Source organism: Methylophilus sp. 5 (assembly GCF_000515275.1).
Lineage (GTDB): Bacteria > Pseudomonadota > Gammaproteobacteria > Burkholderiales > Methylophilaceae > Methylophilus.
In genome coordinates this window covers 1,498,106-1,520,193 of the sequence record NZ_KI911560.1, presented here as the reverse complement: position 1 = coordinate 1,520,193, position 22,088 = coordinate 1,498,106, and the positions used below count along the sequence as shown (strand labels likewise).

General features: G+C 48.8%; 29 protein-coding genes. 19 read left to right on the top strand and 10 right to left on the bottom strand.

The window, feature by feature from the left end:
• The first annotated feature begins 16 nt into the window (after positions 1–16).
• Both METH5_RS0107140 and METH5_RS0107135 read left to right on the top strand, forming a co-directional pair.
• Positions 17–256, top strand: a complete 240-nt coding sequence (locus METH5_RS0107140; RefSeq protein ID WP_029147856.1) for a hypothetical protein — start codon at positions 17–19, stop codon at positions 254–256.
• A gap of 7 nt (positions 257–263) precedes the next feature.
• Positions 264–524: a KTSC domain-containing protein gene (locus METH5_RS0107135; protein ID WP_029147855.1), complete on the top strand. Its 261-nt coding sequence runs from the start codon at positions 264–266 to the stop codon at positions 522–524.
• A gap of 14 nt (positions 525–538) precedes the next feature.
• Here the strand turns inward: METH5_RS0107135 and METH5_RS0107130 are convergent, their stop codons facing one another.
• The gene (locus tag METH5_RS0107130; protein ID WP_036307694.1) at positions 539–967 is read right to left on the bottom strand and encodes a GNAT family N-acetyltransferase; all 429 of its coding nucleotides are present in this window, start codon (positions 965–967) and stop codon (positions 539–541) included.
• A 101-nt stretch (positions 968–1,068) separates the two neighbouring features.
• Between METH5_RS0107130 and METH5_RS0107125 the strand changes: the two genes are divergently transcribed.
• The 3 genes from METH5_RS0107125 to METH5_RS0107115 all read left to right on the top strand — a co-directional run bounded on the left by METH5_RS0107125 (position 1,069) and on the right by METH5_RS0107115 (position 4,060).
• Entirely contained in the window at positions 1,069–2,490 is a 1,422-nt protein-coding gene (locus METH5_RS0107125; RefSeq protein WP_029147853.1) for a PLP-dependent aminotransferase family protein, read from the top strand.
• A 172-nt stretch (positions 2,491–2,662) separates the two neighbouring features.
• Positions 2,663–3,259 carry an FMN-dependent NADH-azoreductase gene (locus tag METH5_RS14850; RefSeq protein WP_232410976.1) on the top strand — a complete coding sequence of 199 codons (597 nt, stop codon included), beginning with the start codon at positions 2,663–2,665 and terminating at the stop codon, positions 3,257–3,259.
• 36 nt (positions 3,260–3,295) lie between these two features.
• The gene (locus tag METH5_RS0107115; protein ID WP_029147852.1) at positions 3,296–4,060 is read left to right on the top strand and encodes an SDR family oxidoreductase; all 765 of its coding nucleotides are present in this window, start codon (positions 3,296–3,298) and stop codon (positions 4,058–4,060) included.
• Between the two features lie 37 nt (positions 4,061–4,097).
• On the opposite strand, the gene METH5_RS0107110 is transcribed toward METH5_RS0107115, so the two are convergent.
• The 3 genes from METH5_RS0107110 to METH5_RS0107100 all read right to left on the bottom strand — a co-directional run bounded on the left by METH5_RS0107110 (position 4,098) and on the right by METH5_RS0107100 (position 7,021).
• Positions 4,098–4,634: a M48 family metallopeptidase gene (locus METH5_RS0107110; RefSeq protein ID WP_029147851.1), complete on the bottom strand. Its 537-nt coding sequence runs from the start codon at positions 4,632–4,634 to the stop codon at positions 4,098–4,100.
• 124 nt (positions 4,635–4,758) lie between these two features.
• Complete coding sequence (locus METH5_RS0107105; RefSeq protein ID WP_029147850.1) at positions 4,759–6,579, bottom strand: alpha-amylase family glycosyl hydrolase; 1,821 nt, start codon at positions 6,577–6,579, stop codon at positions 4,759–4,761.
• A 193-nt stretch (positions 6,580–6,772) separates the two neighbouring features.
• Positions 6,773–7,021 (bottom strand): hypothetical protein, encoded by a 249-nt coding sequence (locus tag METH5_RS0107100; RefSeq protein ID WP_029147849.1) that lies wholly within the window; start codon positions 7,019–7,021, stop codon positions 6,773–6,775.
• 197 nt (positions 7,022–7,218) lie between these two features.
• On the opposite strand from METH5_RS0107100, the gene METH5_RS0107095 reads away from it, so the two are divergent.
• From METH5_RS0107095 to METH5_RS0107060, 8 genes are all read left to right on the top strand, one after another.
• The gene (locus METH5_RS0107095; protein ID WP_029147848.1) at positions 7,219–7,398 is read left to right on the top strand and encodes a hypothetical protein; all 180 of its coding nucleotides are present in this window, start codon (positions 7,219–7,221) and stop codon (positions 7,396–7,398) included.
• Between the two features lie 72 nt (positions 7,399–7,470).
• On the top strand, positions 7,471–7,755 hold the full coding sequence (locus METH5_RS0107090; protein WP_198290687.1) for a plasmid stability protein: 285 nt from the start codon (positions 7,471–7,473) through the stop codon (positions 7,753–7,755).
• A 2-nt stretch (positions 7,756–7,757) separates the two neighbouring features.
• Positions 7,758–8,228, top strand: a complete 471-nt coding sequence (locus METH5_RS14845; protein WP_051412895.1) for a type II toxin-antitoxin system VapC family toxin — start codon at positions 7,758–7,760, stop codon at positions 8,226–8,228.
• 88 nt (positions 8,229–8,316) lie between these two features.
• On the top strand, positions 8,317–9,180 hold the full coding sequence (locus METH5_RS0107080) for a bestrophin family protein (protein ID WP_029147846.1): 864 nt from the start codon (positions 8,317–8,319) through the stop codon (positions 9,178–9,180).
• Positions 9,181–9,511: 331 nt separating this feature from the next.
• A complete protein-coding gene (locus tag METH5_RS0107075; RefSeq protein ID WP_029147845.1) occupies positions 9,512–10,072 on the top strand; it encodes a hypothetical protein in 561 nt (186 codons plus the stop codon).
• Positions 10,073–10,147: 75 nt separating this feature from the next.
• Positions 10,148–10,756 carry a hypothetical protein gene (locus METH5_RS15210; protein WP_051412894.1) on the top strand — a complete coding sequence of 203 codons (609 nt, stop codon included), beginning with the start codon at positions 10,148–10,150 and terminating at the stop codon, positions 10,754–10,756.
• Positions 10,757–11,037: 281 nt separating this feature from the next.
• Entirely contained in the window at positions 11,038–11,526 is a 489-nt protein-coding gene (locus tag METH5_RS0107065; RefSeq protein ID WP_029147844.1) for a hypothetical protein, read from the top strand.
• Between the two features lie 54 nt (positions 11,527–11,580).
• The gene (locus METH5_RS0107060) at positions 11,581–11,817 is read left to right on the top strand and encodes a DUF2789 domain-containing protein (protein ID WP_029147843.1); all 237 of its coding nucleotides are present in this window, start codon (positions 11,581–11,583) and stop codon (positions 11,815–11,817) included.
• 63 nt (positions 11,818–11,880) lie between these two features.
• On the opposite strand, the gene METH5_RS0107055 is transcribed toward METH5_RS0107060, so the two are convergent.
• The 3 genes from METH5_RS0107055 to METH5_RS0107045 form a co-directional block, all read right to left on the bottom strand.
• Positions 11,881–12,333, bottom strand: coding sequence for a DoxX family protein (locus tag METH5_RS0107055; protein WP_029147842.1), 453 nt, complete (start codon positions 12,331–12,333; stop codon positions 11,881–11,883).
• A gap of 13 nt (positions 12,334–12,346) precedes the next feature.
• Positions 12,347–14,008, bottom strand: coding sequence for a DUF692 family multinuclear iron-containing protein (locus METH5_RS0107050; RefSeq protein WP_029147841.1), 1,662 nt, complete (start codon positions 14,006–14,008; stop codon positions 12,347–12,349).
• Positions 14,009–14,078: 70 nt separating this feature from the next.
• Positions 14,079–14,348: a hypothetical protein gene (locus tag METH5_RS0107045; RefSeq protein WP_029147840.1), complete on the bottom strand. Its 270-nt coding sequence runs from the start codon at positions 14,346–14,348 to the stop codon at positions 14,079–14,081.
• Between the two features lie 215 nt (positions 14,349–14,563).
• Here METH5_RS0107045 and METH5_RS15205 point away from each other — a divergent pair, with 215 nt between their 5' ends.
• The 6 genes from METH5_RS15205 (at position 14,564) to METH5_RS0107015 (ending at position 19,249) form a co-directional block, all read left to right on the top strand.
• A complete protein-coding gene (locus METH5_RS15205; RefSeq protein ID WP_232410975.1) occupies positions 14,564–15,889 on the top strand; it encodes a M48 family metallopeptidase in 1,326 nt (441 codons plus the stop codon).
• Positions 15,890–15,930: 41 nt separating this feature from the next.
• Positions 15,931–16,800 (top strand): hypothetical protein, encoded by an 870-nt coding sequence (locus tag METH5_RS0107035; RefSeq protein WP_029147839.1) that lies wholly within the window; start codon positions 15,931–15,933, stop codon positions 16,798–16,800.
• 78 nt (positions 16,801–16,878) lie between these two features.
• Positions 16,879–17,310: a putative toxin-antitoxin system toxin component, PIN family gene (locus METH5_RS0107030; protein WP_029147838.1), complete on the top strand. Its 432-nt coding sequence runs from the start codon at positions 16,879–16,881 to the stop codon at positions 17,308–17,310.
• A complete protein-coding gene (locus tag METH5_RS0107025; protein WP_029147837.1) occupies positions 17,297–17,548 on the top strand; it encodes a hypothetical protein in 252 nt (83 codons plus the stop codon). The genes METH5_RS0107030 and METH5_RS0107025 overlap by 14 nt, the downstream gene beginning before the upstream one ends.
• A gap of 62 nt (positions 17,549–17,610) precedes the next feature.
• Positions 17,611–18,360, top strand: a complete 750-nt coding sequence (locus tag METH5_RS0107020; RefSeq protein ID WP_029147836.1) for a tetratricopeptide repeat protein — start codon at positions 17,611–17,613, stop codon at positions 18,358–18,360.
• A 109-nt stretch (positions 18,361–18,469) separates the two neighbouring features.
• On the top strand, positions 18,470–19,249 hold the full coding sequence (locus METH5_RS0107015) for a thioredoxin family protein (RefSeq protein WP_029147835.1): 780 nt from the start codon (positions 18,470–18,472) through the stop codon (positions 19,247–19,249).
• A 21-nt stretch (positions 19,250–19,270) separates the two neighbouring features.
• On the opposite strand, the gene METH5_RS15200 is transcribed toward METH5_RS0107015, so the two are convergent.
• From METH5_RS15200 to METH5_RS0107000, 3 genes are read right to left on the bottom strand one after another with little or no spacing between them, the layout of a single operon-like run.
• Positions 19,271–20,107: an HNH endonuclease gene (locus METH5_RS15200; RefSeq protein WP_051412890.1), complete on the bottom strand. Its 837-nt coding sequence runs from the start codon at positions 20,105–20,107 to the stop codon at positions 19,271–19,273.
• Complete coding sequence (locus tag METH5_RS14825) at positions 20,079–21,341, bottom strand: DNA cytosine methyltransferase (RefSeq protein WP_051412888.1); 1,263 nt, start codon at positions 21,339–21,341, stop codon at positions 20,079–20,081. Before METH5_RS14825 ends, METH5_RS15200 begins: the two co-directional genes overlap by 29 nt.
• A 19-nt stretch (positions 21,342–21,360) precedes the next feature.
• On the bottom strand, positions 21,361–22,053 hold the full coding sequence (locus tag METH5_RS0107000; RefSeq protein WP_029147834.1) for an NrdJb: 693 nt from the start codon (positions 22,051–22,053) through the stop codon (positions 21,361–21,363).
• Positions 22,054–22,088: the final 35 nt, after the last annotated feature.

Below are 22,088 nucleotides of genomic sequence, written 5' to 3'. Positions count from 1 at the left end.
AATGGCAGGAGCTTGTATGTTTACATTGAAAAAATGGATCTGGACACAATGGCAAAAGCTGCGTGGCGCCGATCGCGCTTATGCCAAATACCTGTCGCACTTTCAGCACTACCAGTCACAAGTGGTCGACAGCGAATTACAGCAATCACTCAATATTCAACCCATGAGCAAAGCCGCATTTTTGCAAGCCTGGCAGAACAAAGGGCTAAAACCGGCAGGCAAATCCTGCGGCTGTAAAACAGGTTGTGGCAGTTAGGCTTACCATGGAGATGATCCAAGTCCACTCCGGTAAATTACGTGCGATTGGTTATGACACGCCACGGCGCGTGTTAAGGGTAGCGCTGGAAGATGGTAGCGCTTTGGAGTACGCCAATGTGGGTGAAAGCCTGTGGCGCAACTTAAAAAATGCCAGCACGCCGTGGAGCTATTACCGCGACAATATCGAAGAAGAATTCACCGCCAGCCGGGTTTCCAGCAAGCCATCCTCTCACGGTAAAAATCCGCTGGATGATTTATTCGGCTAGGCAGACGAGCACCATCAACGCAAGGCCAGGCTAAAATGCAGCGCCTGCGCTAGCAAGCCCTGCCGGTAATAAAACCGGTGCGCCAGTACATTCGTCAACCCGCTATCCAGAATCAGGTGGTCGCAGGCCTCTAGTCTTGCCGCTTGCATGACGGCACTTAATAACTGGCTGCCTAATTGCTGGCCGCGGCGACCGCTATCCGTCACCAGATCATCCACATACACAAAACGCCCATGCACCAGATTCTGCTGGTAACGGTATCCCGCCAGGGCGACCACCGTGTCGGCAGCTAGCAAAGCCATCAATTGATACCCTTGCGCCTGCTGTTGACGAACCTTATTCAAAAAATCTGCCGGGTCCAGTAGCGACGGCCTGAGCAAACGCATTAAAGAATAGCAGTGCACAATTTGTGCGTCTGTGGTCATGATTTCTGCATGCAGCATGAGGCCTCCTGGCAATAAACAATAAAACATCAACATCGTCGCCAATATAGCCACATCAAGGCATAATAATAAGAACCATAATCTGCCAAACCGACTATGCCATGACAGTTTCAAGCCGTGATCAATGGATGCGTGTAGACAAATCCCGGAGCGAACCCATACATGTACAAATCTATACACGGTTTAAGCAGGCAATTGAAAGTGGCCTGTTAAACGATGGTGACAGAGTACCTTCCACCCGCGTATTGGCCAGCACACTGAATGTGGCACGCGGCACAGTAGAAAATGCCTATGCCATGTTGCTGGGGGAGGGCATCTTTATTGCGCGGGGCCAAGCGGGTTGTTACATTCATGCGCCATTTCGGCAAATGCAGGCAACAGCCGTACGGCAGGCGCCACAACGCCCTATCACGCAACACACTCCCGCTACGCCCGCAGGCCCATCCCATGTATTTTTACCCGGTAGCCCGGCGTATGACGCTTTCCCCAAAAAAATATGGTCCAGGCTAGCCGCCCGCCGGGCTCGCAGTTTATCCGCCGCAGAGCTGGCTTTTCGTGACCCGTTTGGCTATCTGCCACTACGGCAGTCCATTGCTGCCTATCTGCGCCTGTCCCGAGGGGTGGTTTGCGATGCGCAGCAAATTTGTATTACTCATGGCTATCTGGGCGCACTCGACTTTTTGTTCAAGTGCCTGCCCATCCAGCAGCAAAAGGTCTGGATGGAGGACCCAGGCTACCTGTTTGCCACACGCCTGCTTGATGCGGCCGGGGCACAACGTGTCGCCATTCCGGTTGATCACGAAGGCCTGATGGTGGCAGAAGGCATCCGCCGTGCCCCAGATGCCGCACTAGCGATTGTCACGCCCTCGCATCAAAGCCCGCTGGGTATAGCATTGTCATGGTCACGCAGAATGCAGTTACTGGACTGGGCCGGCCAGGCCGGTGCCTGGGTGATTGAAGATGATTACGACGGAGAGTTTCGCTACTCAGGCTATCCTCTGCCTTCGCTCAAAAGCCTGGACCAGTATGACCGGGTCATTTATGCCGGCACATTCAGCAAAACGCTGTTCCCGGCATTGCGGCTGGGCTACCTGGTACTACCGCAGCCACTGTTGGCGTTATGTCAGCAAAAAGCGCAACTGTTTCCTCCCACCGGAGCCATAGGCCCGCAACTGGTCGTCAACGACTTTATTGCCGAAGGGCATTTTTCGCGGCACCTAAAGAAAATGCGTACGCTTTATGCCGAGCGTCGCGAAATCACTCGCCAGGTATTACATGACCACCTGGGCGCACAGCTTGAAATTAATGCCCATAAAAACGGCATGCACTTTGTCGCCAATATCGTCAGTCCACACACGGACCATGTGATTGCAGATGCCTTCAACCTTCATGGTTACGGCATTCATGCCCTGTCCCGCTGGGCGCAGTCTGCTGGCCATAACGGCCTGATCATCGGCTTTACCAATATTCCCACCGCAGCCACAGCCCAGCGGGCGGCCACGCAGCTGCGCGCCTGCTTTTAACCATCAGCCTCTCTCCCCAGGCCATCATGGCCCAGTGTGATAGACCATTTTTGGCTCTGTCAGCCTTGGGCCATCGCGCCTAACATGCCAGCATCTTAACTCAGCCAAAGGATCAAGCGATGAGACTGATGCATGTGGATGCCAGCCCAAAAGCCACGTTATCAAACTCCAAATGCTGTCTGCCTATTTTGTCGAGCAATTGAAACAGCAACTCACGGGCCTGGAAGTAGATTACCTGGACCTGTCTGAAAACACGCCACCGCACATCAGCGGCGATTTTGCCAAGGCCACTTACACGCCCGCAGACCAGCGCACGGTTGCAATGAAAGAAACACTGGCCTATTCCGACCAGCTCTGCGCACGCGTCATGATGTCTGACCTGCTGGTATTCGCTATGCCTATGTACAACTTCTCCATGCCCTCCAGCTTTAAAGCCTTTATTGACAACCTGGTGCGCACCAACCTTACGTATACCTTTAACGCAGATGGCAGCACCTCAGGCACGCTGACCCGCCAAAAAGTCATTTTTATCACCAGCCGGGGCGCGGACCTTAGGCCAGGCCTCAGCCCGTGGTCACACATGGACGCACTAACGCCAGCATTAAAAGCGCCTTTTGCGTTTATGGGCGTAGAAGCCCCATGGTTTGTAGATGCACAACCGCTACAGTTCTCAGATCAATCGGCTAGAGAAGCCGCACTTAACCGCGCTTATGCCGACCTCAATAGCGTGGCCAGCACCTGGGCTACCCAGCTTGGCCACCCGCAGTAAGCCCTGACTGCCACCCATTAACTGAAAGGATAAATCATGAAGATTGTTGTCATTGGCGGCACCGGCCTCATCGGTAAAAAAACCGTCAACTTACTGCAGACAAAAGGCCACCAGGTGCTGAGCGCCTCGGCCAGCACAGGGGTGAATATTGTCACAGGGCAAGGCTTGACGCAGGCACTCACCGGCGCAGAAGTCGTGATTGATGTCTCAAATGCGCCCTCTTTTGAAGACACCGCAGTCATGCAGTTTTTTGACCATGCCGGGCGCAACCTGGCAACAGCCACAGCGTTGGCGGGCGTAAAACACTATGTCATGTTATCGGTGGTGGGCACAGACTCTTTGCAAGACAGTGGTTATTTTCGCGCCAAGCTGGTGCAGGAGCAGCATGCCTCACAAGCAAAAACCCCGTACACCATCGTCCGCGCAACCCAGTTTTTTGAGTTTATGGATGCCATTGCAGGTGGCAGCACGGTGGGCAATACTGTTCACTTACCAACGGCCTTATTTCAACCGATTGCCGCACAGGATGTTGCGGCTGCCATGGTCGACATTGCTCTCGCTGCGCCGGTCAACGGCATCATTGATCTCGCAGGCCCTGAAAAAGTCAGCATGGCGGCACTTATTGCTGACTACCTGGCACAAAAAGGGGATACCCGCACCCTGGTTGCAGATAGCCAAGCCCTGTATTTCGGGTTACAGCTGAATGACCAATCGCTCAATCCCAAGCAACACGCCAGGTTAGGCGCACAAACCTTTCAATCATGGTTTGCTTCACAACACGGCACACTCACCACTGCATAATAAAAAAGCCCGCTTGTTCGGGCTTTTTTATTATGTCTTACGCTGATGGCGGCAGTACTGTCGCCACCTCGGCCCTATCCAGCCTCAGCCACAATAAATACACGCGGCAATCAAACTCATACTGCATATAGTTGGGCTCCATATGCAAACACAGCTGATAAAACGCTTTGCCGTGATCGCGCTCCTTTAAGTGCGCCAGCTCATGCACCACAATCATCTGCAAAAATGCCAGCGGCGCCGTTTTAAAAAAAGCTGAAATGCGGATTTCTTTCTTGGCTTTGAGCTTACCGCCCTGCACGCGCGAAATCGCCGTGTTTAAGCCCAAAGTCTGCTTTTCAATCGTCAGCTTGTTATCAAAATGCACTTTATCGAGTAGGGGCGCATTTTTTAAATAGCGCTGTTTAAGCGCAATGCAAAAATCATACAAGGCCTTATCGCTTTGTATATCACTCGGCTGTGGATAGCGCGTTTGAATATAAGTGCCCAATTGCCCCTGCGCGTGCAACTGCGTAATTTGCGCCCGCAATTGGGCCGGATAACCAGGGAGAAATTGTTGAATCAGGGCTGCAGACATGCCGCCATTTTAGACAGCAGACCAGATTGAAACAAGCCACCGATCGTTTTAATTTTATGTTTAATAAAACGCGGCACACCTTGCCTGACACAAGGCTTGGCCGGTGAATTAACGATCAATAGTGTTATTTTCGCTGCGAGTAAATCAGGCAGCTATAGGCGCCAATGGTCACCTGCGCTGAAAAATCATAGCCATCGCGCGCCTCGGCATTGGCTGTCATGTCAGTCGATTCAGTTTCATCCAGTTGCTCGTTATACAAAGTGGCATCGCTATTAAAACGCAGTATCCACGCGCCTGTGTGTGGCAAGCCAATCACATAGTTTTGCTGGCAGCCCTCGGCAAAATTAAACACCACAATCACGTCATCACCGGTGCCGCCTGCTTGCCAGCGGTGCATGGCAAGCACTTTGTCATTGTCGTTCACATGATACACAGCCGTGTGTTGCCCGCTCAGGCCTGCTGACTCACCGCCACGGTTTAAGCGCAGGTTAATCAAGTCGCGGTAAAGCGTGGTGATGCTGACATATTGCTCCGCGCGCTGCCAGTCAATCGGGCGGTCGTCACGAAACCATTGGTCACGCAAAAATTCCTGCCCCTGAAATAACATGGGGATGCCAGGCGCAGTCATCACCAGCGCGGCCCCTAAGCTAGAGCGTTTAATTGCATAACGCCCGGGCTGTTCGCTGGGGTCAATTTCTGACACCAGCCGCTGTTTGCCGTTGGCCACTTCATCGTGCGATTCGGTATACACCACGCGCTGAAACGCATCGTCATTGTATTGCTTAAGCAAGGCATCACGCACCGCCGCCATAGAGCGATGCGCGTCGTCTACTTCAATTAATGCCGCGCGAATCGGATGCACGAATCCTGCGTCCCATTGGCTGCTAAAGTGTGCGCCGCCATCTTCATGCTTGAGGGTAAGCTCGGCGCTACTTTGCAAGTCTTCGGCAATGGTGATTTTGCCTGGAAAGCGCGCCGCCACTTCACTGTTAATCCATTGCAGCAAACTCCAACCCTCAACAATCATCGCCTGTGCACTCGCCTCTACACTGCGTATATACAAAGTCATGTCATAACGCAGGCCATCGGCGTGATAATCGTGCAGCCACATCATGGCGTTGTCAAAAATATACTGCCGCACCTCACCGCGACCATAATCCGGCCGCGTATCACCCCACGGCGTGGTCGAGCGCCAGTCGTTATAAAAATAAATACCGCCTTTGTCGTTTTCCTGCCAGCCATCAAACTGCCACAAGCTAATGTCAGACGGCCCAAAATGGTTGTACACCACATCCACAATCACCGCGATGCCCTGCTCATGCGCCGCGGCAACAAACCGTTTAAAGGCCTCGGCCCCGCCGTAAGCAGTTTCCACCGCAAACGGATGCGCCGGGTTATAGCCCCAGGAGTAATCCCCGGCAAACTCTGCAATCGGCATCACCTCCACCGCATTAATCCCGAGCGCCTTCAGGTACGGCAGCCGCTCAATCGCCGTGTCAAAGGTGCCCACGTGGCCATCTTTGGCGTTAAAGGTGCCAATGTGCAACTCATAAATCACCAATGTGTTCCAGGCAGGCATCTCAAAACTGGTTTCTGGCGCGGCAAAAAAGTCCAGCGCGGGCACCACCGCATTGCCTGCAGAGTTAGTCACCACCCTGGCATAAGAGTCTATGCGCTCAAATTGCTGCTCGCCATTCACCAGATGATATTTATATTCGTCCCCCGGCTTGGCATGCGCAAGGTCTGCATACCAGTAACCATTGCCCTCATTGGCGCAAGCATCACGGCCGGGCTGCCAGTCATTAAATGACCCAATCACCGACACTTGATCGGCATTGGGCGCCCATACCCTAAACGCCACGCCATCCGCATGTGGAATGGCCCCCATGCCGGGGAGTGAATCAATGATTGGATCAGGGGATAATTGCGAACTGGCAGACGACATCAATACGACCTCCTGCAATAAGTAAACGTTAAGCCACTTACAGATTAGGGGCTTATTAATTAGGGGCAGACAATGATAGAAAATATATATCACCCACCGCGCAGGAAAAAGACGACTTATGCTGATGTGTTTGTAAGCGTTTTCTGGCAAACGCACGATTGAATCACGAGGCCCAGCACGTGCATAAGTAGCGCTACATCGAAAAGTCTGATGAAAGGTCCATAGTATTTGGCCCGTCAGAGGATTGATAAGTCGACGACGGCGCTGACGCTTGCGCACGTGCCCAGTCCTCATATGCCAGCTTGTCTGCGGCACTCAGGCGCTCAATATCACTGGCACTCAAATACTGAAACACCCGGCCATCACTAGTCGCATCGGCGGCAATCGCGCTCACGCTAGTCAGCAGCAAGAATAAACCAAACAACCCGTATTTTCCCCACATGGCAAACCGCCTTTCTAGTGTTTATATTGCCAGGCAAGACTAGTGCAGACCTTACACAGAATCAATGGGAAATTCTCACGCAAGCGAGTCAAAACTTTGCCCGGCACAAACCACTCAAACAGCAAAGGCCTTGATATAAGCTAAACGCTTGCGCCCAAAGCCTGTTAGAGTAAACATCATTACAAGGAGGAAACCCCATGACCACAGCACTCAAAAACGCCAAACTCGAAGCCCATTTAGACGCGGTAGAAAAACACAAACAGTTACTCGAAAAACTGCATTTAAACGGCAACCAACATCTGGATGAAGTGAACAGCTCATTGCAGCAGCTCACACTCACATTAGAGGAATACCTGAAGATTATTGGGATTCCTTAAACGAAGCAGGTGATGTACTGAGGCGTTGCTAATCGCGCACCTTGCAAAAATGCATGCAAAAATATAAAATGCATGCACACTATTACTGTGATGGAGGCCATCATGGCCATGCTGACAGTCCGCAATTTACCCGATGACATCCATCGGGCACTCAAGGCGCAAGCTGCTAAAAACGGCCGTAGTGCCGAGGCAGAAGTGCGTGAAATCATCGCGCAAGCGGTTAAACCAGAAGCGCGCCTACTGATCGGGGATGCCATGCTGCAACTTGGCCGTGACGCAGCCATCACAGACCAAGAGATAGACGCCATACTGCAACACCAGCCCAAAACACCAGCTCAGCCCATGCCGTTTGAATAGCCATGATTATTCTGGACACCAATATTGTTTCAGAAACCATGCGCCCTCAGCCCAACGCGCAAGTCATGCAATGGCTTAACGCTCAAGTGGCAGAAACCTTGTTTCTCACCAGCATCACCCTGGCAGAAATCCATTTTGGCATTGCCGCGCTCCCTGATGGCAAACGAAAACAAGCGTTATCTACCGTGGCTGACGGCATACAACAACTATTTAAAGACCGCATTTTGCCGTTTGACCTCGCTGCCGCCCAAGCCTACGCTTCACTGGCTAATCAGGCACGCCAGCACGGCAAAGGCTTTCCTGTCCCCGATGGTTATATCGCCGCCATTGCCGTCGCAAACCATCACATCATTGCCACCCGCGATACCGCGCCGTTTTTGGCCGTTGGGCTACAAGTGGTCAACCCATGGCAAGACTATGCAATGAATAACGGGCCAGCCACTGAGCTACGCTTGCAGCAAACAAGCAGTTAATTGTCCACACACACGCTTGTGAGCTGACCCGCAGGAGTAACATCCCGCCATGTTAAACTGGCTAGCGATTTTCAACAGATAACACACCATGATTCAATACAATCCCAAAGACTGGCTCACCTTTATCTTCCGCTTTCACGAGTCTGATACCTTCCGCCAACTCATGCCCATGATGGCGCTCATCGGCGCTTATGCCGGTGGCATTGCCTACCTTGAAATTGAGTATTGGAAGCTGGCCGACAGCAGCCATGTGAAAAACCTGTCGTTAATCCACACCACGGTTGGTTTTGTGCTCTCGTTATTGCTGGCCTACCGCACCAACACCGCCTACGACCGCTGGTGGGAGGGTCGCAAAGCCTGGGGCGCGCTGGTTAATAACAGCCGCAACCTGTCGATTAAACTATCGGCTTATTTGACCGACGAAAGCGACCGCAATTTCTTTAAAAAAATCATCCCGACCTATGCCGCGGTGCTGTCGAAACATTTAATGAACGAAGACGTCAGCAAAATGCTGTTTGACGGCCTCGATTTAGAAATCGACCACCACGAACACCACCCCAACCAGATCGCGCAACGCATTTTCCAAAAAGCCAACGAGCTCTACACCGGCGGCAAAATCACTGGCGACCAGTTTTTTATTATTCACGAAGAACTCAAGTCGTTTACCGACGTATGCGGTGTCTGCGAGCGCATTAAAAATACGCCCATCCCCTATTCATACAGCGCGTTTATCAAAAAATTCATCTTCTTTTATGTAATGACTTTGCCGTTTGGCTTTGTGTTCAGCCTCGGTTATTACGTGATTCCGGTGGTCGTATTTATTTTTTATGTACTCGCCAGCCTAGAACTCATCGCCGAGGAAATTGAAGACCCGTTTGGCACCGACACCAACGACCTGCCCACGCCAAAAATGGCCGCCAATATTAAAAAACACGTCGAAGAGTTACTGTAATTTTTTTAAGGTTTCTGACAGTGCACAATATTGATGCTGTCGTGCAGGACGATGCAATGACTTAGCATCCCTCGAGTACTCCTTATGACTGAAATGGTCGCCAAATATCACGGCGACCATCTTGCTAAACCAGCCTGAATAGACTCACTTAGAGGCTTTGAAATAATTCAGAGAGGCATGTCGGTCTGCTTTTAAATCCCCTGCAAAAGAGTGATTGACAGCAAGTGCGTAAGCACATAATGTCAACCCTGTATTCAGCCCCATGCCATAAATGTTTTATGCACTAAATTTCATAGATTAGGTTCTTACGCATTAATCAAGGATGGTTGCTATGAGGACTAAACAGTCGAATATCGTTGCATATACACACTCACTGCTACAAGCGTGCACTCTCGCCATCTTTTGGTTGTTCACACCCAGTGTTTTATTGCACGCAGCCCCCACGCCAACTTATACCCCACAAAAACCGCTGACCTTTGCTGATGGCTCTGCACAAATGCGAAAAGGGCTTTCTCAATATCCCGCATTGGCTGAGATTGTAGAAGGCCGATTCAGCATTGCCAACGCCGATTTTAATGATGATGGGCGCGCTGAAATAGTACTCATGGGGGCTGATAGCAACTTTTGTGGGTCTGGTGGCTGCCAAACCTATGTGGTCGAGTTTTTACCCAACAAAGCGATTAAAGTATTAGTCACCGCCTATTTTGGTGGCGACATTGCCATGACGAACGAAAAAGTGGATGGTTACCGCGCCCTGGCTAGTGTCCATCAAGGAAGAATCGAGATTGCTAACAAACGTGGCACACCTATGCACGCGGCGTTGCATGGCAAACAAATTGTTTATCCAATGCGCGTGACTGAAATCCAGCAGACTGCCAAGCATCCACAATAATCAACATCAGCATAGCCGCTGGTGCGGATGCGCTTTGTTATTTAATATTTTTATTAACGTTTAAAGGACAATGTTGTGGAGAATTTTAAATGGTTTGACCGGGAGTTTGAGTTTTCAGCGCTGTCTGGCGAGGTGTTTAGCAATAACAAATACAGCGAAACGCATGTGAGTTCTAGCGGGGGAGGTGGCCATGTGGATGGTCAATACGGTGGGCATGTGGCCGCAGCCCAAGTTCATTCTACCGTAGTCACGGTACATGAATTCTGGATAAGAGATGACGCAGGAAAAGAACACCCAATCAACCTGCGCGGCATAGACGTTCCCCTAGCCGTAGGTCAAAAAATCACACTTCTAGCCAGCGGCTTTGTCGGAAAAAAGCAACACTTTGTCCTGCTGTTAAACCATAAGGCAGAAAAACACTGGCACTTATTTAAAGGCCGCGAATTTGTGAATTATTGCTTAGAGTCTGAGCAAGCGATCTCTGCGGGAGTCACGAAGATGTTGTTTAAAATAGCTATATTCATCGCGATTTACATCTTGATGCTTAACTTAACCAGCGGCTATGTCACATTGGCGATGCATATAGGTTTAATTATTTACTGCGTCAATTGGTACAGAAGTAGAGCCAAGAGAGCAAAAGAGTTTGATGCGCATGTCACAAAAATCGCGCATTCGCTTTATTAAAAGCACCTCACGGTGCGACACCGGTTATCTTTAAACACTCGTGCAACGCACTCTAAATCATGACGGCACAAAGCAATCATGCTGTGTTCAGCCCCGGCTATGACATGATTCTGATGGTCGTCTTATCTTTTACGTATTAGCCAGCCTGGCACTCATTGCCGAAGAAATTGAAGCCCTGTTTGGCACAGGCACCAACGACCTGCCCGCGCCAAAAATGGCCGCCAATATTAAAAAGCGCGTGGAAGAGTTACTTTGATTCTGCTACTAAGTTGAGTTGATTAATGGAAAATTTAACGATAATTATTCGCTGGAAAGATCCTTTCACTCATAAAGAGGTTTTAAAGTCTGAGGACGGTAATGGTCTATATCTTTTGGCAGGAATACAAAAGCATAAGCAACTTAACGAAATTCAGTATTGCGGCATTACTGAAGGAAAGTTTAGAACAAGACTTAACGAGAACACACATCACAAACTGCCAAAAATATGGCGAGAACTAAATATTTGGTTAGGTGAGATTCAGTACCCTTTAGAACATACAAGAACTCACCTTGAAGTGGCTGAAACTGTAATCGTTTATTTCTGGCAGCCTGATTTAAATAATAGAAAAAAATTTCGCCTTCCTCGCCCAACAACTTTAATTTCACAATGGTATAAAAAAGATGGCTCTCCAAGAGTTAGGCAACACTCTTTGAGCAAAGATTTACCTGATGTTTTATCCTGGGATGGGCATCATTGGCGTACAGGTAACCTTTCGGTGTACGAAGACTAATCAAAATACTTGCGGAATAATATATTTGAAATAACAACTTTAGGAGTCAGCCTGATGGAATCTTCACTACACACACTCAACAATCTATTTGCCCAACTTGGCTTGCCGAATAGGGATGACGAGATCGACAGCTTTATTCAAACGCATAGTCATTTGGCAGGCTACATTTCACTGGCTGAAGCGTCCTACTGGACACCAGCACAAGCCACCTTTTTACGTGAAGAAATTTTGAAAGATGCTGATTGGGCAGAGGTGATTGATCAGCTCAATGCGCGGCTACATGCGAAATAAGGATAACGTATCAGTGGCTGGCCTGGCACGCATGCATCCGCATGCCACACAGGCCAGGTACGATCACTTTTTAGCGCCCAGGCGCTCCAGAAAATAATCCAGCGAGGCTTTGCCTGCGCCGCTAATTGCCAGCCAGGTGAACACGGCAAAATAAGTCGCCTCTTCAAAGCCGAGCAGGGTTTCTAAAGAGTCAATATCCGCCAGCTTGGCCGAGACAATGGCAACGACCATCACCACGGCCAGGCCGCCTCCGAGCACTCTGGTCATCAATCCCAGTATCAAGCCTAAGCCACCCAAAAACTCCCAGCCAGACACAAATGGCGTTAGCAATTCCGGGTAAGGGATGCCCCAGCCTCTAAAGTTTTCTATCATGGCAGGCAAATTCGTCAGCTTGCCCCAACCGGTGAGCATAAACGTGTAGCCAACCACGATGCGCGCGAGCAAAGGGCCCGCCCATGCAAAATGCGCAGCGATGCGTTTTGGCCACCAGATCAATATGTTCAGTAGTGCGTTCATGTGTACTCCCCTTTTATAAATATTCGTCGTGTTGGGATGCCAGCAAGCCATTGCGCATCCATTTTGAAAAATAGGCCGTGATGTTGTGGTTTTCGGACTCATCGACGTCAGCTAGCACCTCACCGATGGTCGCGCCGCTAAAAATACGCGATAACAACGCAAACTCGTGAGCCTCCAGCGACATGCGCCAGACCACATCCTCATGACGGAACACCGCCAGATATACCGCCTCTTTGCGTGGCGCCACATCAACTTCGTCATCCATCACCGCCTGATAATAGGCATTGACCTGATAATCGAACTGCAGCAGGCGCAGCGCCTGCCGTGGATACAGCGTTAAATCCAAAATACTTTCTGCCGTCAGCCCTTGCAGATGTGATTCATTCAGCGCTTCGGTTTCTGCCGGATCGGTCATTTGTGCCACGGTGGTTTCTAGCTGACACAGCGCATAGGCAAACGCATCGTTGGGCAATTCTTTTTGAATAAACGCCGGGAGCTTGAGCGCAAAGCGGCCAATATTAAAGTGGTCTGGCAACACCTCCGCCACAAATGCCCATATGAGGTCAGCAAAGGTTTGCTCGGTCAGGTAATGCTGCAACACCGGATAATCTTCCGCCACCACGTCATACAAACGGTAGCGGTAAGCATTGGCATACACCGACAACTGTTCGTGTGGCGCAAACGCATGTTTGGCGCGTATCCATTGCTCGGGCGCGCTATCAAACCGGCTGCCCAGCGTCACCGCCTGCTGCATCTGGGTTTGCGCCGCGAGTAGTGGCATGCCCGGCGTGTCCAACACCACGCTGCCTGCCTGTGCTAGCTGCGGCAGGGTAAACTCGCTGGCGTGCTGCGCCGCCAGCTTGGCTTTATCCAGTTCGGCAAACAACACCGGAAAATCGGGGATGCGGTCATCCCACTCAATCATGGTATTCGGCACACGCCCGGCCCGGTGCACCACATATTTGTAGAGGTTCCACACCTCATCAATCACATGGTCATCATGGGTATCGACAATATGGTTGCCTTTATTGCTATGCCCTGACAGATGTACCTGTATCACCCGGTCCAAAGGCAGCGCATCGAGGTAGGTTTGCGGGTCCAGCCTATGGTTATAACAAGTCACATAAACATTATTCACATCGAGTAACAAATGGCAGTCAGCCTCGTTGGCCATGGCGGCCATAAACTCCGCCTCGGCAATGGTAGAGTGCTTAAACTCCAGGTAAGTCGACGGATTCTCCAGCGCAATTCTGCGGCCCAGGCGGTCTTGCACCTGCCGAATACGCTGCACAATATGCTTGAGTGACTCTTCGGTATAAGGCAGCGGCAGCAAGTCGTGCGTGTTTTTATGCGCCACACCCGTCCAGCACAAATGGTCAGAAATCCAGGCTGGATTCACCCAGTCAATGAGGGCTTTTAGCTTTTTAAGATACTCAGAATTCAACGGGTCCACACTGCCTATCGACATGGACACCCCATGCATCACCACCGGATACCGCTCTTTAATACGCGCCAGATTGCGTTTAGGCTTACCGTCGGTGTCCATAAAGTTCTCAGAGATAATTTCAAACCAGTCAACCTCGGGTTGATGTTCAAAAATATACGGATAGTGCTGTGGCCGCAGCCCCAGCCCAAAGCCGAGAGATGGATCGAGAGAAAAGTGATCTAGGCGCATTTAAAAATTCCTATCAAAAAAGCAGGACAAAGCCCCTGCCTTTTTGAGTCTGGTTATGATAATTTCTAAATTACTTGCTACCGTCAGTGGCGCAAGAACCATGGCCTTTACACGCATTTTTGCCATCGCCACCCTGGCCTTTGCAAGAGTTTTTGCCTTTACACGCATGCTTCTCTTTGCCATCTGCTGTTTTGCAATTGGCTTTTTCCATCTTGGCGTTATCTTTGCCATTACAGCTAGATTTACTATCCTCACCGGCAAATGCTGGTGTAGCAGTCATCACAGAAGCAGTAAAAAGGCCCAAAAGCGCAGCGGCAGCTAATTTGTTAGTCGTTTTCATAACATCTCCTAAAAGTAACAATGAACAAAAAAATAAATCAATAAATGTGTACTGCAACCCTTAGTCAGGCGGCATACAAACGCCTTACAATTATTTTTAATTATTTTGAAATAAGTTTTTGCAAGCAGGTCACATGCGCTTATGGTGATTGAATACATTGAATTTCAATCAGAGTTAGTTATAGTTGTAAAAAAATGCTGATAAGGCTTAAAAAAATGAAAGCTATTTCAGTCGGGTGTTTTCTTGCTTGCTCCATGCTGCTATCAGGTTGCGTCACTAACAATATGACCGGCAGATCGCAATTAATGATTGTTTCTGAAGATACGGCCATCAATAAAAGCTCGTCGTTATATAGCTCGATGATTGACGCTTACGATAAAGAAAAAAAGCTGAGTGGTGACGCGGAGACGAATCAGCGTGTGCAAAAAATCACCAACCGGCTGGTCGAACGTGCGGTGTTGTATAAGCCAGAATCGCAAAAGTGGAAATGGCAAGTCAACGTGGTTGAATCAGAGGAAATTAATGCGTTTTGCATGGCTGGCGGCAAAATGGCGGTGTATACCGGCCTGCTTGAGAAGGTCAAACCAACCGACGACGAGCTAGCGCAGGTGATGGGCCACGAAATTGCACATGCACTGGCTAACCACACCGCAGAAAAAATGTCGGTCGATATTCTGACCAAAATTGCCGTCGCAACAGTCACCGTGGCTGTCGCCGCATCAAGCAACGGCACGCAACAACAAAATAATAACAATGTGCAAACCGCCAATCAGTTAGCCATTCTGGCTGGAGGCGCCTTTGTCACGCTGCCAAACAGCCGCGGTGCAGAAACCGAGGCGGATAAATTGGGTATTGAGATTGCAGCACAGGCGGGCTACAACCCGGCGGCCTCAGTCACGCTGTGGGAAAAAATGATGGAGGCCACTGGCAATAAAAGCAAAGGCGACTTTTTAAGCACCCACCCGTCACCACCCAACCGCATCGAAGCCTTAAAAACACTGCAAGAACCCATGCTAAAAATTTATGAGCAGCGGTTGCCTGTGTATGCCGATTACACACCTAAGTACAACTATGTACGCACCACCAAAAATGACTGGCTGGAAAACTCATCTAATGTGAGGGTGATTGAAGAAAGCAAATCTAGTCTGGTTGATCCACCAGCCATAGACTCTGCCAAAGCCATTGCTTTTTATTCCAGCGATTTTGAAGCGTTTAAGGCAGGCACGCTAGAAATGAAATGTGAAACCTGTGGGCTTAAGTTTTATATGAACACCAGTGATTTAAAAGCGCTGCACAGCAAACAAGATTGGCGCGGCCTGGTGCATAAAGTCGTTAACATCAACTACATGTTTGACCTCTCCTACTACTATTTGGCCCAAGCCGCATACGGCATGCAGAATCATCAAGCGGGTAATTTGTACATGGCGAAAGCGCGCGAGTTAGCTCAGACCGACAAATACGCCTGTGCAACGGCCAAGATGAATAAATGCGGGGAGATTAGAATTGCTGAAGAAACTGAGGCATCTGCTGCCAGCAACTAAACAAATGCTTTAAATACAAAAGCTGCTCTGAACTCAACATCATGCCCTACGACTTCACCCTGCCGCCAACCTACACAACCGCACGGCTACAAAATCTCAGCGTGCCAGAACAAACTAGGCTGTTGCCGCAGGTGTTTGCACTGGCTAAAGAACAATACCCAGAATGGCCAGCCGAGCAATTGCAAAACTGGCTTGCAGCGTTGGCGGGCGGTAATGACAACGGCACCAAAATGGCGGTTTCTGTGGTGCTGGATGCGCAAGGCGACGTGGCCGCCACCAGCGCAATGGAGTTGTATAACAATGGCACGGCCATGATCAACTACAGCCTGGCCCGCAAAAATGCTGGCAACCATTCCGCCCCTAGCTATGCCGCGCTCATTTACGCCGCCACTAAAGACATGGCGGCTGGCATTAAAGCGTTACAAGCCAGCGGTGAAACCATCCACTTTGTGGGCAAAGAGCACCATTTGCAAAGCGTTCGCGCGATTGCTGGCTATTATGCCGTTGGCAACGTGCCGATTGATGGCCCGACCTCGTTGTTAACACAGGCGGTGAAATATTTTGAAGTAGCCTATGGCGACCCAGCACAGGTAGAAAACCAGGCCAGAATCGCCCATGCCTATCAACTCGCTGACCCTAAAAACGGCTATACCGAGGAAGAAGATGTGCACCTATGGCTGCTAGGTGACTTTACCCCTAGCGACCCGAGCAAACCACTGGCCGAATCACTCAGAGCGCTGGCGGAAACCTATGCCCAAGAGCACAGCATCTTCCGCGAAAAAGATGTCCGCTTAGACCCCGGCTATCACTCGCTACACCAGCTTGCCGACCATCTGCCAGCCACCGCCACCTACCAACAAGCAGTACTTGCCTCGGCACGTGGCGCAACGCGATGGATGGGCTTGGCGTGATTTAGTAGCGTCTCATTTCAAGGTTACTCTCACAGTCCATTGAAATATAAAAGGCTTGGGCGTAATATTGCATGCAATATGGCTTTTGTTCTGGACACCAATATCATTGTTGCAGGGCTACGCAGCCCAAGCGGCGCTTCAGCTGAAATTTTACGCAAAGTTTTGCGTAACGAAATCCGGCCTTGTGTGAGCGTTCCGTTATTTCTTGAGTACGAATCAGTGTTATTGAGAGACTCGCAAGTAAAAGCGATTGGCTTGACGTCAGCACAAATTATTCAGTTTTTGGATACGTTGGCTGACAAAATGAACCCCATAGAGATTTTTTATTTATGGCGGCCACAGCTGCGTGATCCGGCAGATGATATGGTGCTAGAGGTCGCTATGAATGCAAATGCCAAAACGATTGTGACTTTCAACTTGGCCGACTTTGCACTTGCACCACAAAAGTTTCAAATCACACTCATGCAACCAAACCAGTTTTTAAAGGAGCTAACCCATGGGCACCAATAGCAATTACGCTTTGCGCATCCCCACATCGCTCAAACAGTCAGTCGAACAAGTGGCTCAAAAAGATGGTAGCTCGATAAACCAGTTTATTGTCACCGCTGTCGCTGAAAAGTTAGCGGCCATGAAAACAGCTGAATACTTTGTAGAGCGGGCTAAAAATGGCAATGTGCAAGCCGCTCTGGACTTACTCAACCGCCAAGGTGGCCTGCCGCCACAAGCCGGAGATGAACTTTTGGACTAAAAAAAGCCGCAAATCGCGGCTTTTGTTTATTTTAAAATATGCGTTTTTCGCAAGGAGCAGCCATGAGACCCGCAGCGAAAATGAGTTTGGCTGGTTTAGTATCCAGAACGATATTCACTGGTTTGATGTTGTGCGCCCTGCTATCAACGAGCCTGACGCAAGCAAACACGCTAGAAGAAGCCAAGCAAAAACTCGCCGAAAAAGACTATGCCGCAGCCCACGCCATTTATTTATCACTCGCTAATCAAAACGATGCCAAAGCCTGCTACAACTTAGGCCTGATGTACCAAGATGGCGACGGCGTTGCTAAAAACCTGGACGAAGCGGTCAAGTGGTACACCAAGTCGGCCGACCTCGGTTACAAAGAAGCGCAATATACGCTCGGCGCATTGGTGTTTCAGCGGCAGATTCAAAGTATCAGCTACCCGCAAGCCGTGACCTATTACGAGCAAGCGGCCAAACAAGGCCATGTGAAATCGCAACTCAATTTAGGTATGTTGTACTTTAGGGGTGACGTGATCGCACAAGACCTGCCCGCCGCAGTGCAATGGTTAAGCCTGGCCGCGAGCAACAACAATAGCGAAGCCCAAGGCTATATGGCCCAACTCTACCAACAAGGCGCAGGCGTTGAACAAGATACGGTGAAAGCGGCGATGTGGTTAATGCTGGCGACGCAAAACGAAGACAAACGCTTTATTAATCGCCATACCAAAATGCTTAATTATCTTTTGGCGCAAATGACGGAGGAACAAAAGACCGCTGCTACCCAATTAGCCGCGCAATGTAAAAGCAACCAATTGCATGGGTGTTAAGTAGGTTATGCATCGAGTGATTCACGCCTTTCGATACCAGCAGGAATACGTGTAAGGCATCAACAACTGCCACGACCAATCCACTCCAGCCAACTGATGGAGTGTCGTCATGAAACAACAATCTCTGCTAACCGCTTTGTGCGCAATCGTGTTTGCGTCAAACGCCATCGCACAACAGCAATGCAGCGCCGTCAGTGGCCCGCAAACCAATGCCTTGGTTGAGCTCTACACCTCAGAAGGCTGCAGTAGCTGCCCACCCGCCGACCAATGGTTAAGCCGCCTTAAAAATCAAAGTAAACCCATTGGCAACATCGTGCCGATTGCGTTGCATGTGGATTATTGGGATTACATCGGCTGGAAAGACAACTTTGCCAACCCAGAATTTGCCAATCGGCAACGTGAAATGGCCACCACAGGGCATGCACGCGGCGTGTATACCCCGCAACTCGCGATTAATGGTCAGGATACTCGCAGTTGGTTAAGTGATGCGCGCTTTAAGAGTGAAGTCGCCAGCATTAATCGCATGCCTGCCAAAGCCGAGATTCGGCTGACAGTCAACGTACAAACAGCTAAGTCAGTACAAGTAGCCACAAACATCAAAACCGCCGAGGCAGGGCCATTCGTCTATTACCTCGCGCTACAAGAAAACAACCTGCAATCCACCGTCAATGCAGGTGAAAACCGTGGCGAGCTATTGCACCATGATTATGTCGTGCGCCAGTGGTTAGGGCCGTTTAAGGTGGGGGCGGATGGAAAAATAAATGAAAGTCATGATATTCAACTTCAACCAGGCTGGAAGCAGCGTGATCTCAACGTTGTAGCTTTTGTGCAGAACTCGGCAACGGGGGAGATTTTGCAAGGATTGGTGTCAGGCTTCTGTGAGGATTGATTTACGCTTTGCTAACCCCAATTATTTATCAATATCTTCCAATGCGTAGTAACTGAGCAAGTCTTTTTTATCAATAGAGTAACTATCCAGGACACCTCTTTTAGAGGAGAGTTGATCAACTATTTTACCAGCCAACTTATCTTCAGCATGGTGAACCGCTCTATGACAGTAAGGACATAAACAAAATACATTTTCCACTGTGTCCAGGGATGTTTTAAATTGCCCTTGCAAACTCATCGGGATCAAATGGTGTATTTCAATATAAGGTTTCTTTGAAAATCTTGAGATGAACAACTGATGAGTCTTATCAAACTCACAAATATAGCCTGACTCGTTCAAGCGTTGTAGAGCAACGCGTTTATCTCGTTTGTATATGTCTCGCTCTTTGAGCGTTGTTGTCTTTATTTCAATCCCCTGATTTACGGAAGCCTGATAAATATCATCAAAATCATCTTGCTTAAGTTCTGACGACTCCAATCTCCACGCAAGCTCGGATAAAGATCCTAACCATAAACCACCATCATTAATAAAAATAAACCAGACATCACCAGCAGCTGGTTTAAAACCTGCTTTTTTTGATAGATACAACCTCAATTCCGACTTGTGAGGCTTAGGAAACACTAAATTCAGATTAACAGGTTTTCCTTCTGGAAACAGTCTAAAGGTCTTCGATGCTTTTACAGGGTCAGAAGTCTTATTACCGACATGAATGTTATCAGCACCGAAATAAGACAGTATCAAATCCGCCTCATAATCGGTCAAGGTTACTTGGGAGTCATAATATTCTCTTTCGGTTACTAACGAATATGCCCCTTTAAGGGTGCCAAATTTACGACTCTGCGCCAGCCCAAACTTCATTCATCGTTCCATTCAAATATTCTGTTATTTTTTCTGCTATCTTCGTTACTACTGGCACAGCCACAGAGTTACCGAACTGACGATACGCTGCAGTTTTTGCAACAACAATCTTAAATTCTTCAGGGAATCCTTGTAACCTTGCGCACTCTCTTGGAGTTAACATTCTCGGATTTTTATTTTCCTGTGGGATTAAACACTCTTTTCCGTCTTTCCCATATCTAGCAACCAATGTGTTAGACGGCTTATTAATATCAGCGCAAAAGGCAGTAAAGCCAGCTCCTCGAGCTAAATTCTTTTCGGTTCTTCTTTGATGCCCCTGCCACAATCTATCTGAAATTGTGAAGCTATCATCAACGTTTTCATCTAATATGGACCTTAAAAGCTTGCTAGGTCCTGATATTTCAGGAAAATTAAATTTTTCTTTTGAGTCCCTTAAGCACACCATGTAACAACGCTCTCGCTTTTGTGGAACAAGGGGACTCGCATCATAAACTTTGTAAGCAAAGCTATACCCTAATGCTTCTATTGATTCTTTTATGATCGAAAATGTATTTCCTTTATCGTGATTTACTAAATTTTTAACATTCTCTAAGAACAGCACTTTTGGGCGCTTTTGTTTGACAATTCTAATAATGTCAAAAAAAAGTGTCCCTTGTGTTTCACAAGCAAAACCATGTGCAGTATTTAATGATGACCTAGCTGATACGCCTGCAAGGCTAAATGGCTGGCAAGGAAAACCAGCACATAAGACATCATGCTCTGGGATCTGTTTCTCATCTATTTTTTTGATATCACCGAACGGCACTTCACCAAAGTTTGCTTCGTAAGTTCTTTTAGCATAAGAGTCCCATTCGCTACTAAAAAGACACTTACCTCCACTTGCTTGCATTGCTAACCGGAATCCCCCTATACCAGCAAATAAATCAATAAATGTGAATTTTTGATTTATTTCGCTTTTATAAAATGGAATATCTCCCCAAATGACTGGGATAGAGTATTGGTATGGTGCAGATTTCTGCTCAATCACATTTTTCGGTGTGATACCTTGAGCAGCAAAAGAAGTGATCTTCTGAAAGTACTCTCTGATTTCTAGTGATAAAAAGGGAACAGAAGTTGACTGCGACTGCAACCAATGTGTTGCGATCGCATTCACTTCACTAGTATCAACCTCTGGAAAGTTATTTAAGAGAGATGTAACTAGAGATTGATATATTTCATTATGTTGATAAGCCATTATTGGATTATGAGGCTTATTAGCCGCACTTACTATCCCCACAATTCAAGCAAGTCATACATCCATCCATTAAGATGCTGGCTTTGGTATTACACTTTTTACAAAGCTGCGCGCCTTTTGGAAAGCCCTCGTCGTTTGATTCGTCACCTGATTTGGCGTGTTTTTCGAGATATTCGGCTTTTTTCTCTTCTACCAGTTTTTGCTGGTGTTCGTCTAAACCCGGTTTTTTCAGCATGCCGATTTCTTGCAGGTGTTTTTCTACCACTTCACCAATCTCGGCCACCAAGCTAGGCACAAACTTGCCGCCTTTTTTAAAGTAGCCGCCGCTAGGCTCGAATACGCTTTTGAGCTCCTCCACCAAAAAGGTGACATCGCCACCCTTACGGAACACGGCGGACATGACGCGGGTCAGTGCGACTATCCACTGGAAGTGCTCCATGTTTTTGGAGTTGATGAAGATCTCGAACGGGCGGCGGTGCTCTTGTGGCGTGCCTTGGTTCATAATGACGTCGTTGATGGTGATGTAGAGCGCGTGCTCGGTCACCGGCGTTTTGATTTTGTAGGTGTTGCCTACGAGCATGTCTGGGCGGCTCAATGGCTCACCCATTTGAATAATGTTTGTGACAGGCGCTTGTGCGGCCTCGGCTGCTTTTTTGTCTTCATCGGTCACCAGTTTGTAGGCGGTGATTTTTTTGTCGATTTTGATTGCCATGTTGTTCTCCCTATTGGAGCTTAATTTTTCAATAA

Excerpts from the sequence above, each read along its gene's own strand:
- METH5_RS0107140 (WP_029147856.1), top strand. The coding sequence starts at position 17 with ATGTTTACATTGAAAAAATGGATCTGGACACAATGGCAAAAGCTGCGT.
- METH5_RS0107135 (WP_029147855.1), top strand. The coding sequence starts at position 264 with ATGGAGATGATCCAAGTCCACTCCGGTAAATTACGTGCGATTGGTTAT.
- METH5_RS0107130 (WP_036307694.1), bottom strand. The coding sequence starts at position 967 with ATGCTGCATGCAGAAATCATGACCACAGACGCACAAATTGTGCACTGC.
- METH5_RS0107125 (WP_029147853.1), top strand. The coding sequence starts at position 1,069 with ATGACAGTTTCAAGCCGTGATCAATGGATGCGTGTAGACAAATCCCGG.
- METH5_RS14850 (WP_232410976.1), top strand. The coding sequence starts at position 2,663 with ATGCTGTCTGCCTATTTTGTCGAGCAATTGAAACAGCAACTCACGGGC.
- METH5_RS0107115 (WP_029147852.1), top strand. The coding sequence starts at position 3,296 with ATGAAGATTGTTGTCATTGGCGGCACCGGCCTCATCGGTAAAAAAACC.
- METH5_RS0107110 (WP_029147851.1), bottom strand. The coding sequence starts at position 4,634 with ATGTCTGCAGCCCTGATTCAACAATTTCTCCCTGGTTATCCGGCCCAA.
- METH5_RS0107105 (WP_029147850.1), bottom strand. The coding sequence starts at position 6,579 with ATGTCGTCTGCCAGTTCGCAATTATCCCCTGATCCAATCATTGATTCA.
- METH5_RS0107100 (WP_029147849.1), bottom strand. The coding sequence starts at position 7,021 with ATGTGGGGAAAATACGGGTTGTTTGGTTTATTCTTGCTGCTGACTAGC.
- METH5_RS0107095 (WP_029147848.1), top strand. The coding sequence starts at position 7,219 with ATGACCACAGCACTCAAAAACGCCAAACTCGAAGCCCATTTAGACGCG.
- METH5_RS0107090 (WP_198290687.1), top strand. The coding sequence starts at position 7,471 with ATGCACACTATTACTGTGATGGAGGCCATCATGGCCATGCTGACAGTC.
- METH5_RS14845 (WP_051412895.1), top strand. The coding sequence starts at position 7,758 with ATGATTATTCTGGACACCAATATTGTTTCAGAAACCATGCGCCCTCAG.
- METH5_RS0107080 (WP_029147846.1), top strand. The coding sequence starts at position 8,317 with ATGATTCAATACAATCCCAAAGACTGGCTCACCTTTATCTTCCGCTTT.
- METH5_RS0107075 (WP_029147845.1), top strand. The coding sequence starts at position 9,512 with ATGAGGACTAAACAGTCGAATATCGTTGCATATACACACTCACTGCTA.
- METH5_RS0107065 (WP_029147844.1), top strand. The coding sequence starts at position 11,038 with ATGGAAAATTTAACGATAATTATTCGCTGGAAAGATCCTTTCACTCAT.
- METH5_RS0107060 (WP_029147843.1), top strand. The coding sequence starts at position 11,581 with ATGGAATCTTCACTACACACACTCAACAATCTATTTGCCCAACTTGGC.
- METH5_RS0107055 (WP_029147842.1), bottom strand. The coding sequence starts at position 12,333 with ATGAACGCACTACTGAACATATTGATCTGGTGGCCAAAACGCATCGCT.
- METH5_RS0107050 (WP_029147841.1), bottom strand. The coding sequence starts at position 14,008 with ATGCGCCTAGATCACTTTTCTCTCGATCCATCTCTCGGCTTTGGGCTG.
- METH5_RS0107045 (WP_029147840.1), bottom strand. The coding sequence starts at position 14,348 with ATGAAAACGACTAACAAATTAGCTGCCGCTGCGCTTTTGGGCCTTTTT.
- METH5_RS15205 (WP_232410975.1), top strand. The coding sequence starts at position 14,564 with ATGAAAGCTATTTCAGTCGGGTGTTTTCTTGCTTGCTCCATGCTGCTA.
- METH5_RS0107035 (WP_029147839.1), top strand. The coding sequence starts at position 15,931 with ATGCCCTACGACTTCACCCTGCCGCCAACCTACACAACCGCACGGCTA.
- METH5_RS0107030 (WP_029147838.1), top strand. The coding sequence starts at position 16,879 with ATGGCTTTTGTTCTGGACACCAATATCATTGTTGCAGGGCTACGCAGC.
- METH5_RS0107025 (WP_029147837.1), top strand. The coding sequence starts at position 17,297 with ATGGGCACCAATAGCAATTACGCTTTGCGCATCCCCACATCGCTCAAA.
- METH5_RS0107020 (WP_029147836.1), top strand. The coding sequence starts at position 17,611 with ATGAGACCCGCAGCGAAAATGAGTTTGGCTGGTTTAGTATCCAGAACG.
- METH5_RS0107015 (WP_029147835.1), top strand. The coding sequence starts at position 18,470 with ATGAAACAACAATCTCTGCTAACCGCTTTGTGCGCAATCGTGTTTGCG.
- METH5_RS15200 (WP_051412890.1), bottom strand. The coding sequence starts at position 20,107 with ATGAAGTTTGGGCTGGCGCAGAGTCGTAAATTTGGCACCCTTAAAGGG.
- METH5_RS14825 (WP_051412888.1), bottom strand. The coding sequence starts at position 21,341 with ATGGCTTATCAACATAATGAAATATATCAATCTCTAGTTACATCTCTC.
- METH5_RS0107000 (WP_029147834.1), bottom strand. The coding sequence starts at position 22,053 with ATGGCAATCAAAATCGACAAAAAAATCACCGCCTACAAACTGGTGACC.